Origin of the sequence: Streptococcus equinus, from assembly GCF_049393805.1 — a bacterium.
GTDB classification, from domain to species: domain Bacteria; phylum Bacillota; class Bacilli; order Lactobacillales; family Streptococcaceae; genus Streptococcus; species Streptococcus equinus.
Genome location: NZ_CP185763.1, coordinates 1,134,824 through 1,148,210 on the forward strand (window position 1 = coordinate 1,134,824; position 13,387 = coordinate 1,148,210).

Here is a 13,387-nt window from a genome sequence, read left to right on the forward strand (position 1 = left end):
ATTTCATATTAATAATTAAAAACTAATACTTATAAATCTAACTATTCTAACACGAGAAGGGAGGTCGTCAATCATGTGTGATATGTGTTTGGCGGTCTCTTTTTTTGGGTAGTTGGAAGTTTTAATGCAGGTGAATAGGTTATGAAAGAATTCGATTTAAAGGATGTTGCAATTACCTCGCCTTTTTGGCAAGATTATTTGCGTTTAATCAAGGAAAAAACGATTCCTTATCAATTGCAGGTTCTAAAAGATGAGATTGCGGTAGATGTCCAAGCAGAGCGAAAAGATGACAGTTTGCCAGCAGGAAAAAGTCATGCGATTGAGAATTTTAAAATTGCTGCAGGGCTTGCGACAGGAGAACATTTCGGGTGGTTTTTCCAAGATAGCGATGTTTACAAATGGATAGAGTCAGTTGGTGTTATTTTGCAAAGCCAGCCAGATGCGAAACTTGAAGCGAAAGCTGATGAAGTGATTGCTATTATTGAGCAGGCTCAGGAAGATGATGGGTACCTGGATACTTACTTCCAATTGAAATTTCCTAAATTAAAATATCGTCAGCTTTATTTTAGTCATGAATTGTACTGCGCTGGGCATTTGATTGAAGCTGCAATTGCTTATGATAAGGCGACAGGGAAAGATAAGTTATTGCAGGTCGCTAAACATTTTGTTAGCAATATCTCTGAGCATTTTGGCTATGGTGACAATCAGATTCAAGGTGCCGATGGACATCAGGAAATTGAATTAGCGCTTGTAAAATTATATGATTATACCAAGGATGAGTCTTATTTGCGTTTGGCACAATTCTTTATTGATGTTCGTGGAAAAAATCCAGATTTTTATCGGGAAGAAGTAGCTGCAAATCTGGCTGACGGTTTATCAGATGATAATCCAACGATTGATTTGGAGTATTTGCAGGCTTACACGCAGCCAAAACACCAAAAACACGCTGTTGGGCATGCGGTGCGTATGCTTTATATGGCGACTGGTATGGCAAAGATTGTGGCGCGTGATTTTGATGCTGAGCTTTATCAAGCTTGTCTAGATATTTGGGATGATATTGTGCATCGTAAAATGTATGTAACTGGTGGGGTTGGCTCGACAGTTCACGGCGAAGCTTTTGTTGGTCCTTATGATTTGCCAAATGATACCATGTACTGTGAAACATGTGCTTCAATCGCTTTGCTTTATTTTGCTTACGAGCTATTTCAAATTTCACCAAAAGCAGAGTATATCGATGTCATGGAGCGCGTGCTTTATAACGGCATTTTGTCAGGGGCTTCTGCCGATGGAAAACATTTCTTTTATGTTAATCCTTTAGAAGTTGATGTTGATTCTTGTCACCATAATCCTGGTAAAGGTCACGTTAAGACACAACGTCCTGATTGGCTAGGTTGTGCTTGTTGTCCGCCAAACTTTGCTCGCACCATCGGCTCGATTGGTCGCTATATTTATCTAGAAAGTGGCAATGAACTGTTTATTAATTTTTACATCGCAAGTCAGTTGAAGGGTAAGGATTTTGTTTTGGAACAAAAAACTGATTTTCCATTTGGAAACAAGGTTGAAATAACTTACTCTGGGGTACAGAAGACTTTGTATTTGCAAGAGCCTTATTGGGCAAAAGACCTTGCTGTGACTTGTGAGAATGCTAAAGTTTTGCAACGTGAAGGTCGTCGCATAAAAGTTTATCTAGAAGACGGTGCTCATATTGTTTTGCATTTTGGTCAGCCTGTCTTAGCAGTGCATAGTAATCCAGAAGTACGAGCTGATATTGGCAAAGTAGCTATTCAAAAAGGACCATTTATTTATTGTGCGCAAGCTGTTGACAATCCAAATTTGAAGTACTGTCGCTTAGATTCTAAATTGGTTAATCAAGCTCATGCTGTAAAAGGGACAAAAGATTTTGGAGTATATACTAGCTTGACACTTCCTTGTCAGAAAGTTGATGCTTGGCAAGAAAAGACACTTTATCAGTTTGATTATGAAGAAACCTCACGTTTATCTGATTTGGTCATGATGCCTTATTATCTTTGGGGCAATCAAGGTGAGACAGATATGCAAGTTTGGTTTCCAGAAGTAAGGAGGAATGTACCATGACCGCACCATGCTTTGGCTGCGCTGCAAAAGTGACCTTGTCAGACCAAGAAATCGAAGAGTCAATCGAGCAGCAATTGGCTTTAGAGTTTAATTTGGTTGATGATACTGAGTGGCAACGTCGCCAGGAAATCTGTCAGACTTGTCCACAACGCGTAGGTCACACCTGTGGAAAATGTGGCTGCTACTATAAATTCAGAACAGCCTTAGCTGTTAAAACATGCCCAGAAGGAAAATGGTAAGAAAAAGGACGGCTAAAAGCCGTCCTTTTTATGTCTTTATTAGCTATAAAAGAGTTTAACTTTAATGTCTTGCTTGTAATTGCCAAAGTTTTCGCCAAATAGTGTACAGCCACCGACGTTTTCGGCATCACCCTTAACTTCAAAACGGAATTTCCAAGTATCAGCAGAAGCATCCAAGTCAGAAATTTTAAGTGGTGATAGGAAGTCACCGTCGATGTTAGTTCCGTGCTCGGTGATACGAATTGTTTTTAGAAGACCGTATTGATTTAGGTGATCAGGATACCATTTTGGGGTGTATTTTCCTCGGATATCTCCGAAGTCACCAGGGCTTGTCCATGAACCTAATTCTTGGTCGTTTAGTGAAAATGTGATATCAGATGGCCAGTTGTTGTTGGTAAATGGAAACTCAGATGCGATTTCAAAAGAAATTTCCATCATCTTCAAGGTGTCATCTTTTTTTAGCAAGTTCGGTGCCTGATACTCCAAGAAACCTTGAGTAAACCAAACGATTTGAGCTTTCATACGTTCAGGAACCATGAAGTAACGAGGCTCATCTACAGGACCGATAAAGTCATCTTTGCTAGCTAAGCCACAAGTCGGTTCAACAGAGTAGTCTGTGTAGTGACCGACAGGGATAGATGTCTCAATAGTTGAATACGCATTAAAAATTTTCTTAGGAAAATTAATTTCGATGCGGTCAATTCCAAGACTGACCACTTTTTGGTGGCCGATACGTTCAGTTTTTACAATTTGAGCTTCTTCTAATTTTTTGATGTGCTGTGTGATAATAGCACTACTCAAATGTAATTCATCGGCGATTTCTTTGATGTGCATCCGCTTTTTAGAAAGCAGTTGAATGATTTGTAATCGTACCTTACTTGCGAGTGCTTCGTAAACAGGCAGAGCTTCAGAATTGATTTCAAGTTGCATATTAAGCACCTCCTTTTGAGTTAATATTAACATATTTATTAATATTTGTAAACGATAACATTCTGAATTAACTGAAAATAAACTTTATAATTAACTTAATTTTAGAGAAAAAAATAATAAAAATATATCAAAAAACTAGAAAAAATACTTGAAATGTTACCTTAAAGTGCTATAATAAAATCATACGAAACATGAAAGCGCTTTTAATGCAAAAGAGAGAGGTGCAGATGGAACAAGAAAGTTAATAAAAATGTTAATCTTAAAATTAAATGTTTTGTTTATTTCAGAAGGGGATTTTGTATTGGAATGAACAAAAATGTAAATTAAAAAGGGAATTTGATTGAGGTAAAAAAATGAAAGTTTTTAAAAAGATTGCAATGGTTGCAGCAACAACACTTGCAGCAACACTCTTAGTTGGATGTGGACAAAAAACTAATCCAAAAGAAATTACATTTTGGAACCCGTTGACAGGTGACGACGGTGCCTACATGAACAACATTGTTAAAGAATATAACAAGACTAAACCAGAATATCCAGTTAAAGCAGTGGTAACTTCTGATATGTACACAAAAATCTACACTGCGATGAACTCTAAAAAAGGTATTCCTGATTTGACATTGATTCACGCCGACCGTGTTCCAGCTTTTGCTGATGCAGGCATGTTAAAACCAATGACTGGTATCTTGAAACAACAAAAGAATATTAAATCAGAAAACTACCTTCCACAAGCTTGGAATGCTGGACAATTCGATGGTAAACAATACACAGTTCCACTTGATATCCACGCTAATGCAATGTACTACAACAAAGATCTTCTTAAAAAATATGGTTGTGAAAACTTCCTAGATGATAATGTTGTAACCTTCGATGAAATGATGTCACTTGCAGGTAAAATGAAAAAAGGTGACTACGTTTTGAATAACTCATTGATTTCATGGGTTATCTTAGGTGAAATTGCTAACCAAGACGGTACTATTGAAAAAGATGGTAAACCAAACTTGGATACACCTGAAATGCGTAAAACATTTGAATCACTTAAAAACTTGGCTAGCGCAGGTCTAATGACTCCAAATGGTGAAGATGGTTACTTGATGTTCCAATCAGGAAACGTTCTCTTCTCAACTGATGGTACTTGGACTTCAACAGCTCACGATGCTGTTAAAGGCTTGAACTATGGTGTAACAAACGTTTACTCATTCTCTCCTGATAAATTCACTAACCGTGCTTCTTCTCACATGTTTGCTTTGTTGAAGAGTTCTGAACGTACAAAAGGTAAAGAAAAAGGTATCGGTAAATTCTTGGAATACGTTCGTAAAAACTCTATCGAATGGGCCAAAGCTGGTCAAATCGTAGCAAGTAAAGATGTTGTTGAAAGTGATGACTTCAAGAACTACAAACAATCATTCTTCACTTCATCTCCAGAAGAAATTAACTCACTTCACATTTATGACTACAAATACTATTCATATGTAGATGAAGCAGTTAACACTTACGCAATGGATATTATTTACGGTAAGAAAGATATCGATAAAGGTCTAAAAGCTATTCAAAAATTTGCTGAAGATAAAATCGCTGAAAACGAAAAAAATCCTCAAGAATAGTTAATTGATTTTAGGTGTTTTATCAAATAAAAAGAAAGGATGAGGTGGCTGGAATACCACCTCATCTTTAGAAGGAGGGAGAAAGTTGAAAACGAAGAAAAAACTGAATTTAAAACCTCTGTTTTTCATTGGGCCACACATGTTGCTATTTTTAACTTTTATTGTTATTCCAACTGTTTACGGTATTTACGTATCATTTACAAAGTGGAACTTAGTCGGTCAGCCTGAATGGGTAGGGTTAGCTAACTATAAAACTATTTTGTTTAATGCAAAATCAACTTTCCATTTTCAATTCTTTAATGGTATGAAAAATACACTGGTTTATGTGGTGTTAATCGTACCGTTGATGATTATCATTCCGTTGCTCGTTGCAGTAGCACTAGAACATAAGAAAGTTAAATTTAAAAATCTTTTCCAAGCTATTTTGTATGTGCCAGGATTGATTTCAATCTCAGCCGCAGCTTTGATTTGGTCTTTGCTTTTCCACTCAAAACTAGGTATTGTTAATAACTTGTTTGGTTTGGATGTTTCATGGGGAGCTAAACAACCTTATGCTTGGCTTTTGATTATCTTTGTTTCTCTTTGGGGAGGAATCGGTGGTAACTTGATTATCTATCGCGCAGCGATTGCTGGTGTCTCTCAAGACTTATACGAATCTGCTGATATTGATGGTGCAACTCCAGTTCAAAAATTCTTCAATATCACACTTCCAGCTATTCGTTTCCCATTGATTTACACATTTGTAATGTCAACAGCTGGAGCGTTCAACGTATTCGCTCAACCATTGATGATGACTAAAGGTGGTCCAGAACAAGGAACTCACGTACTAATGATGTACATCAGATCACTTGCATTTGGACAAGGGGAATCTATCGCAGGTATGGCTTCTGCCATGGCGGTTATCCTTGGTGTTGTCATCTTGATTGTCTCTGCCGCACAATACTATGTCATGAATAAGAATGCGGACTGAGGAGGTAAAGATGAAAAAAATAGAAATTTCAAAATGGCTATCATACATCTTCTTAATAGCTTTAAGTGTTATTTGGATTATTCCGTTAATATTCGGTTTTGTAACATCATTCCGTTCACAAACAGAAGTTGTTTCTGTCGGATTTAGATTGTTGCCAGTCAACTGGATTATGGACAACTATGTTGAAATCTTAAATAATACCTCTACAGCACCAATCGTTAGATGGTTGTGGAACTCTTTGTTTATCGCTACAAGCCACACAATTTTAGTTGTTATTGTGGTTTCAGTTACAGCATATGGTTATTCACGATTGAAATTCAAATACCGTGACCAAATTTTCTTCACAGTACTTGGTATTTCAATGTTTCCAAGTGTCGTTAACTTGATTCCATCATACAAAATCATTGAAACTCTTGGTTGGGTAAACTCACCAATGGCAATGATTATCCCAGGTTTGGCTGGTGTTGGTAATATCTTCTTGGCACGACAATTCATGAAAGGTATTCCAGAGTCATTTGACGAATCAGCAAGGGTTGATGGTGCTAGTGAGTTTGTTATTTACTCTCGAATCATTGTACCGCTTATTAAACCGGTCTTGATTGTATGTGCTTTGTTCTCATTTACAGGTTCTTGGAATGATTTCTTGTGGCCAGTAATTGTTTACAATGATGTTGAAAAAATGCCAATCACAGCAGGTTTGTTGCTACTTCAAGATATTTACGGTAATTACCGTTTGATTGGTCAATTGATGGGTTCTGCATTACTTGCAATTATCCCAACAGTTTTGTTGTTCTTGTTTGCACAAAAATACTTTGTACAATCAATGAACTTAAACGCAGGTGTGAAAGGTTAGTATAATTCATGAAACGTAAATCAGAAAAAATTCTACTTATACTTGGATCAATTTGGAATGTTATTACCGCTTTGTTGACGATTTTTGGATATTCTGATTGGTTTCAAAAAGAAGGCATGTCTAGTTTCGAACATCATAAACAAGTTAGCTATGCTTCAGTTAGCTTGTTAGATAGTTTGACAAAATTTATTATGATTTTCGGCTTAATAATCTTAGTAATGGGAATTATCACGTTTCTTGTGACACGCTTTATTGATGATGAGATTCTCAATAAAAAAATCGTTGCTTGGATTATCGTATGTATTATTGTTCAATTTGCTTCGTTTGATTTGATTGGAGTGTTCTTCTATTTGTCAGCTTTGATTGTTTATGCTGCACGTACAAAGGCATATTACAAAGTTAAAGATGGTGTAGAACTTTGATGAGAGAGAAGTAAAAGTAGAAGTTTTTCGATTTATGATAGATGAGATTATGTTTTTTAAGAAAAAGTTTGGAGACGATAAATATGAATAATGTAGAGGATTATCACAATCCAATTGTACTGGAGCGTGCTGACCCTTGGGTGTATAAACACACAGATGGTTATTATTACTTTACAGGTTCTGTTCCTGGTTATCAAACAATCGAGTTGCGTCGTGCAAAAACCTTAAATGGCTTGGGGGAGTCAGCTGAGGTTAAAACAATTTGGCATGCACACGAATCTGGACCACTAAGTGAATTGGTCTGGGCGCCAGAAATTCATTATCTACGAGGTAAATGGTACATTTACTTTGCAGCGAGTGATGATGCGGTTGAACGTAGTCAATTTCATCATCATCGTATGTTTGTACTTGAAAATGAAAGCGCTAACCCTATGGAGGGTGAGTGGGTGGAAAAGGGACAAGTGAAAACACAGTACGAAAGCTTTAGCATTGATGCGACAGCTTTTGAATTGGGAGATGACTTGTATTACATTTGGGCACAACTTGATCCACGCATTCCAGGCAATTCAAACCTTTATATTTCAAAAATGGAAAATCCGTGGACACTAACAGGTCCGCAAAAATTATTGACCATTCCTGAGTATGATTGGGAGAAAATAGGATTCTTGGTTAATGAAGGGCCAGCAGTTTTAATCCGAAACGGTAAAGTTTTTGTGACTTATTCAGCCAGCGCAACGGATGAAAATTATGCGATGGGGCTGCTTTGGGCAAATGTTGATGATGATTTGCTAGATGGTTATTCTTGGCACAAATCAGAAAAACCAGTATTTGTTTCATCTGAACGCCATCACCTTTATGGCCCAGGACATAATTCATTCACACGTAGTGAAGATGATACGAAAGATGTTCTCATTTTCCATGCGCGTCCTGAAAAAAATAAAGCTGGTGATCCGCTTGATAATCCAAACCGACACGCCAATGCTCAAATCTTTTCTTGGGATGATAAAGGATTTCCAGTATTTGGTGAGCCTGGTCAAGTAATGTAATAGTTGATAAAAGACATGGTTTTAGGATATTAAAAAGGGTATTTGGAGGAAAAATCATGCAGACAAATGGAAATGTTCGCCAACGCTTTTCGATTCGCAAAAGTCATCTTGGTGCAAGCAGTGTACTACTGGGAGTGTCCATTGCTTTGTTATCAGGCGGTGTGACTGTCCAAGCAGAAGAAACTAACGCAGTTTCTGAGCCACCGATTTTGCTCAGTCAATCGCAGTCATTGCCTGAAGAGAATCAAACAAATCCTACAGAAGTTGATGCTAATTCACAGACTTCTGATAATGAGTCACAAGTATCTACTGACACACAAGTAGCAAATCAAGTAGATACAGAGCTTGAATCACAGTCAGAAACAGTAGTTTCTACAACTCAAGACAAAACTGTTGAGTCAGTTGAAACTCCTTCTGACGTTAATCCTACTCAAGCAGAGGATGCTGACAGCACGACTCTTGAAACAAAGACACTTGCTGATAATCAAGCACCTGCTGTTGATTTAACAGATAGTAAGGTGACTGTCACAGCAACTGCCAAAGATAAAGATTTTAAACGTGTTTCTGTTCACGACCCTTCTATTTTTTACGACGAAAAAACAGGAATTTATTACATTTTTGGTTCTCATTTAGGGCAAGCAAAATCAAAAGATTTACAAAACTGGACACCACTTTTCAATCACGAGTATGAAAATCCATCAAGTGTTCTTGGTGATTTGAATAAAAATCTTGCTAAGCCGTTTGAATGGGCTGGATATGATGATGCGGATTGTGCTGGCGGACATTATGCAATTTGGGCGCCTGATGTGGTCTGGAATCCAGATTATAAATGGGCTGATGGTTCAACTGGTGCTTACATGTATTATTTCTGTACGTCCTCAACTTGGCGACGTTCAGTCATTAGTTACGCCGTTTCAAAAACAGTTGAAGGACCATATGATTACGTTGACAGTTTGATTTATTCTGGTTTTACAAGAGAAGATTCGACAGACGGCAGCACTCGTAATACTAATTACAAAGGTACTAACATTGATGAATTGATGGCCGCTGGTGTTATTGAACCGGGATTCTCAGAGATCTGGAACCGTGATAATGGTCATACTTACAATAATGACTACGCACCAAATGCTATTGACCCAAATGTCTTTTATGATAAATCTGGCAAGCTTTATATGAGTTACGGTTCTTGGTCAGGTGGGATTTACCTTCTAGAATTGGATAAAACAACTGGTAAAGCTATTTACCCAGGAAAAGATGGTAAGACAGCTGATGGACGTCATATTGATAAATACTTTGGTACTCATTTAATTGGTGGCTATCACCAATCTGGTGAAGCACCTTATATCATTTATGATAAGAACACTGACTATTACTACATGTTTATCACTTATGGTGGTCTTGGTCGTGAAGGTGGCTACAACATGCGTTTATTCCGTTCAAAACGCGTGGATGGACTTTATGTTGATGCTAAAGGCAAACACCCAACTTACACAAGTTGGACTGCTGATCCTGTTAATGATGCCTACGGTATCAAGGTTATGGGGAACTATAACTTAGATAGTCTACAGTCAGCTTACATGTCACCAGGACACAATTCAGCTTTTATTGATAAAGATGGCAATTGGTATTTGGTTAACCATACTAGATTTAATCAAGGAACTGAATACCACGAAGTTCGTGTGCACCCAATGCGCATGACAGAAGATAATTGGCCAGTTGCTTTGCCGTTTGAATACCGTAAATCAGACTTGACATTAACAAAAGCAAGCGAAAGTCAATTCGTAGGTGATTATGAATTTGTTAATCATGGTCGTGATACTTCGGGTCAACCGTTACCAAAATCACGCCTACAATTAAATGCGAATGGTACCGTGACTGGATCTTTGACAGGTACTTGGACAAAAACTAAAAAAGGAAATAATTACTACATTACCATCAAGACAAAAAATGTCACTTACAAAGGTGTCTTTGATGTTCAAAAAGATGAAAGTGCTAGTCATAATCCTTGCCTTGTTTTTGCCTTAGTCGGCAATAATAACGAAGTGATTTGGGGTGTGAAACCTTACAAAGTCACTCAAAAATCAGCGACAAAAACGACTCGAGCTAATCAAAAAATAGTAGTAGCAAAAGCACAAGCTGATACAACTTTTGGATTTAAACAAATTATTAATCAAACACTTTTATCAAAACCAAATACTTTAGCAGCAACTCCTCATGCTGCACGAGAAATGAGTGTTTCTGATAATGTGACAACTCCTCATGAAAAACAAAATCAAACCAACTCTCCTAAAGTTAAAACAGTTAAGAAAATCCAAAAGAGTTCAGTAGTTGCAACTCCTATTAATAAAACTAAAGAGATGAGAAAAGAAAATTCTGTAAAACCAAGCTTGTTATCAGCAGTTTGTGGTGTTGTAGCAGCTGGTGTTCTAGGAATTTTTTATGAAAAGAAAAGACGATAAAAAGGAATTGAGATGCAAGAGAATCAATTAACCTTTGGTGTTCATGATCCGACGATTATAGAGCATGATGGGCGGTATTTTCTGTATTCGACAGATACTAGACAACCTGAAACTTCAGGAGTTCCGATACGAATGTCACGAGATTTAGTTGATTGGGCATTCATCGGGCAAGCCCTACCTGGTGTTCCAAAAGAGGCTAAAGAGTGGAGTAACGCTCTTGGCCTTTGGGCGCCTGAGATTATTCATTATGACGATGAATATCGCATGTATTATTCAACGTCAACATTTGGCAGTACGAAATCTTATATTGGCTTAGCCACTGCAAAAACACCCATTGGTCCATTTAAAGACCAAGGTTTGGTTGTTAAGACAAGTTCTGAACTTTGTCATCATAATGCTATTGATGCAAATGTTGTGACAGACAAAGAAGGCAGTCAGTGGTTGTTGTATGGGTCATTCTTTGGTGGCTTGTACATTTTGCCTTTAGATAAAAAAACAGGTAAACCTAGTGAAACAGGTTTTGGTAGACGCGTAGCCATGCGTCCTCAAAGTGTCGATACAGCCATTGAAGGTGGATTTATTTATTACAATCCAGATACGGATTATTATTATCTATTTTGTTCTTATGATTCTTTGAATGATACTTATAATATTCGAGTTGCACGTTCACGTCACATCGACGGTCCTTATATTGATTGCAAAGGTTATGCGATGGATGATTTTACACATCATCCTGATGAAATTGGTATGAAAGAGCTAGGCAGTTATCAGTTTTCTGGTGAAAAGGTGGTACTTGCTCCGGGGCACAATTCGATTTTTAAACGTTCAGATAATCAATTATTCATGGTGCACCATGCTAGACGAAAAGCATTTTCGGATGAGTTTTTCCTAAATGTTAGAAAATTAACCTGGTTATCAAATGGCTGGCCAGTGGTGTCGCCTTGTTTGTATGAAGAAGATTGTAAACAGAAAAGTTTGGAACTTGCCGGTGATTGGAAGGTCATCCGTTTTGATAAATACAGTCATTTACAAGAAAGTACTATTGAAACGATTAAAAAGAATGACTATCAAAAAACTGGTGACAATGAGTTCAAGTGGCAAGGAAATCTCGTAAAAACTTGGTTAGAAATGGTTGATGGAAATACTGAACAAGTCCTTTCGGGGATGACAACTGAAGGTTATGGCATTATAGCAAGAAAGATTTAAAGTTTTGGGACCTAATTTATTAGGTGTCTTAGAAAAGAGAAAATTATGCAGAAAGCTTCTTTACGAGTTGTCAAAGATATGACAATTTCAAAAGTTGATAAAAGGCTCTTTGGTTCATTTATTGAACACATGGGAAGAGCTGTTTATGGAGGAATCTACCAACCTGATCACATCTCTAGTGACGAAGATGGCTTCCGTAACGACGTTAAAGAGTTAGTTAAAGAACTTGGTGTGACTTTGGTGCGTTATCCTGGTGGAAATTTCTTATCAGGTTATAACTGGGAAGATGGTGTAGGTCCCAAAGACAAACGTCCTGTCCGAACAGATTTAGCGTGGCGTGCAATTGAAACCAACCAAGTCGGTATTCACGAATTTGCAAAATGGGCAAAAGAAGTCGGTGTTGAGGTCAATATGGCAGTCAATATGGGAACTAGAGGTATCGACGAAGCCCGCCATTTAGTTGAATATTGTAACTTTGAAGGTGGAACTTATTGGAGTGACAAACGTATCGAAAACGGTCAAAAAGAACCGTTTGGTTTCAAAACATGGTGCATCGGAAATGAAATGGATGGCCCATGGCAAATTGGTCACAAAACAGCTGAAGAATATGGTCGTGCAGCAGCAGAAACTGCTAAAGCAATGAAATTGGTCGATGATTCTATCGAACTTGTTGCTTGTGGTAGCTCTACCAGCCATATGCCAACTTTTGGTGATTGGGAATTGACCGTTTTAGACCACACTTATGATTACGTTGATTACCTTTCACTTCACCAATATTACGGTAATCCAGCTAACAACCTTGAAGAATATCTTGCCTCATCACTTGATATGGATGACTTTATCAAAGGTGTGGTTGCTATCTGTGATGCGGTTAAGGCTAAAAAACACAGCAAGAAACAGATGAATCTTTCATTTGATGAATGGAATATCTGGTACCACTCAAACGAAAATGATAAGCAAATCAAACCTTGGTTAATCGCACCACCACAACTAGAAGATCATTATAATTTTGAAGATGTTTTGGTACTTGGAACACTTTTAATCACATTGTTGAAGCACGCTGATCGTATCAAGATTGCTTGTCTAGCACAACTTGTTAATGTTATTGCTCCAATCTTCACTGAAGAAAATGATAATGAAAGCCCAGCATGGCGTCAAACAATTTTCTATCCATTTATGCAAGCTGCACAACATGGTAAAGGTACTGTTATGACACCGCTTGTTTCATGTGATGGTTACAAGACTGAAAACTATGACAAAGTACCATATCTTGAAACTATTTCAGTTTTGAATGAAGATGAAACAGAATTGACAATTTTTGCAGTCAACCGTTCACGTGAAGAAATGGATTTGTCTGTGGATAGTTTAGGGCTCGCTTTTGGAGACGTGCTTGAATTTACTCACATGTCAGGTCACGATATTAAAGCAGTCAACAGCCTAACTTCTGATGACATTAAACCAGTTGCTTCTGATAAATACGCTGTTAACGGTGACCAACTTAAGGTTACTCTTGATGGTTTATCTTGGAATATGATTCGAGTTGCAGTGAAATAAGAAAAGGTAAGGA

General features: G+C 37.6%; 11 protein-coding genes. 10 read left to right on the forward strand and 1 reads right to left on the reverse strand.

Features of this window, described 5'->3' with window-relative positions; all coding sequences use genetic code 11:
• Nucleotides 1–141: 141 nt before the first annotated feature.
• Nucleotides 142–2,094 carry a glycoside hydrolase family 127 protein gene (locus ACN0NP_RS05695; RefSeq protein WP_423216935.1) on the forward strand — a complete coding sequence of 651 codons (1,953 nt, stop codon included), beginning with the start codon at nt 142–144 and terminating at the stop codon, nt 2,092–2,094.
• Nucleotides 2,091–2,333 carry a DUF6171 family protein gene (locus ACN0NP_RS05700; protein ID WP_021141507.1) on the forward strand — a complete coding sequence of 81 codons (243 nt, stop codon included), beginning with the start codon at nt 2,091–2,093 and terminating at the stop codon, nt 2,331–2,333. The genes ACN0NP_RS05695 and ACN0NP_RS05700 overlap by 4 nt, the downstream gene beginning before the upstream one ends.
• Nucleotides 2,334–2,372: 39 nt before the next feature.
• Here ACN0NP_RS05700 and ACN0NP_RS05705 read toward each other — a convergent pair whose 3' ends face one another.
• Nucleotides 2,373–3,263, reverse strand: a complete 891-nt coding sequence (locus tag ACN0NP_RS05705) for an ArsR/SmtB family transcription factor (protein ID WP_021141508.1) — start codon at nt 3,261–3,263, stop codon at nt 2,373–2,375.
• A gap of 353 nt (nt 3,264–3,616) precedes the next feature.
• Between ACN0NP_RS05705 and ACN0NP_RS05710 the strand changes: the two genes are divergently transcribed.
• The 8 genes from ACN0NP_RS05710 to ACN0NP_RS05745 all read left to right on the forward strand — a co-directional run bounded on the left by ACN0NP_RS05710 (nt 3,617) and on the right by ACN0NP_RS05745 (nt 13,374).
• A complete protein-coding gene (locus ACN0NP_RS05710) occupies nt 3,617–4,864 on the forward strand; it encodes an extracellular solute-binding protein (protein WP_045798292.1) in 1,248 nt (415 codons plus the stop codon).
• Between the two features lie 139 nt (nt 4,865–5,003).
• Entirely contained in the window at nt 5,004–5,834 is an 831-nt protein-coding gene (locus ACN0NP_RS05715; protein WP_052068166.1) for a carbohydrate ABC transporter permease, read from the forward strand.
• Nucleotides 5,835–5,844: 10 nt separating this feature from the next.
• Nucleotides 5,845–6,687: a carbohydrate ABC transporter permease gene (locus tag ACN0NP_RS05720; RefSeq protein ID WP_142349795.1), complete on the forward strand. Its 843-nt coding sequence runs from the start codon at nt 5,845–5,847 to the stop codon at nt 6,685–6,687.
• A gap of 8 nt (nt 6,688–6,695) precedes the next feature.
• Entirely contained in the window at nt 6,696–7,109 is a 414-nt protein-coding gene (locus tag ACN0NP_RS05725; RefSeq protein ID WP_074629932.1) for a DUF4064 domain-containing protein, read from the forward strand.
• An 83-nt stretch (nt 7,110–7,192) separates the two neighbouring features.
• Nucleotides 7,193–8,155 carry a family 43 glycosylhydrolase gene (locus tag ACN0NP_RS05730; RefSeq protein WP_074629933.1) on the forward strand — a complete coding sequence of 321 codons (963 nt, stop codon included), beginning with the start codon at nt 7,193–7,195 and terminating at the stop codon, nt 8,153–8,155.
• A gap of 56 nt (nt 8,156–8,211) precedes the next feature.
• On the forward strand, nt 8,212–10,614 hold the full coding sequence (locus tag ACN0NP_RS05735; protein ID WP_423216936.1) for a lipocalin-like domain-containing protein: 2,403 nt from the start codon (nt 8,212–8,214) through the stop codon (nt 10,612–10,614).
• Nucleotides 10,615–10,626: 12 nt separating this feature from the next.
• Nucleotides 10,627–11,820, forward strand: a complete 1,194-nt coding sequence (locus ACN0NP_RS05740; RefSeq protein ID WP_423216937.1) for an arabinan endo-1,5-alpha-L-arabinosidase — start codon at nt 10,627–10,629, stop codon at nt 11,818–11,820.
• 45 nt (nt 11,821–11,865) lie between these two features.
• On the forward strand, nt 11,866–13,374 hold the full coding sequence (locus ACN0NP_RS05745) for an alpha-N-arabinofuranosidase (protein ID WP_074480423.1): 1,509 nt from the start codon (nt 11,866–11,868) through the stop codon (nt 13,372–13,374).
• The last annotated feature ends 13 nt before the right edge of the window (nt 13,375–13,387 follow it).

Bases quoted from the DNA above. Each gene is read 5' to 3' on its own strand.
- ACN0NP_RS05695 (WP_423216935.1), top strand. From the start codon at position 142: ATGAAAGAATTCGATTTAAAGGATGTTGCAATTACCTCGCCTTTTTGG.
- ACN0NP_RS05700 (WP_021141507.1), top strand. From the start codon at position 2,091: ATGACCGCACCATGCTTTGGCTGCGCTGCAAAAGTGACCTTGTCAGAC.
- ACN0NP_RS05705 (WP_021141508.1), bottom strand. From the start codon at position 3,263: ATGCAACTTGAAATCAATTCTGAAGCTCTGCCTGTTTACGAAGCACTC.
- ACN0NP_RS05710 (WP_045798292.1), top strand. From the start codon at position 3,617: ATGAAAGTTTTTAAAAAGATTGCAATGGTTGCAGCAACAACACTTGCA.
- ACN0NP_RS05715 (WP_052068166.1), top strand. From the start codon at position 5,004: ATGTTGCTATTTTTAACTTTTATTGTTATTCCAACTGTTTACGGTATT.
- ACN0NP_RS05720 (WP_142349795.1), top strand. From the start codon at position 5,845: ATGAAAAAAATAGAAATTTCAAAATGGCTATCATACATCTTCTTAATA.
- ACN0NP_RS05725 (WP_074629932.1), top strand. From the start codon at position 6,696: ATGAAACGTAAATCAGAAAAAATTCTACTTATACTTGGATCAATTTGG.
- ACN0NP_RS05730 (WP_074629933.1), top strand. From the start codon at position 7,193: ATGAATAATGTAGAGGATTATCACAATCCAATTGTACTGGAGCGTGCT.
- ACN0NP_RS05735 (WP_423216936.1), top strand. From the start codon at position 8,212: ATGCAGACAAATGGAAATGTTCGCCAACGCTTTTCGATTCGCAAAAGT.
- ACN0NP_RS05740 (WP_423216937.1), top strand. From the start codon at position 10,627: ATGCAAGAGAATCAATTAACCTTTGGTGTTCATGATCCGACGATTATA.
- ACN0NP_RS05745 (WP_074480423.1), top strand. From the start codon at position 11,866: ATGCAGAAAGCTTCTTTACGAGTTGTCAAAGATATGACAATTTCAAAA.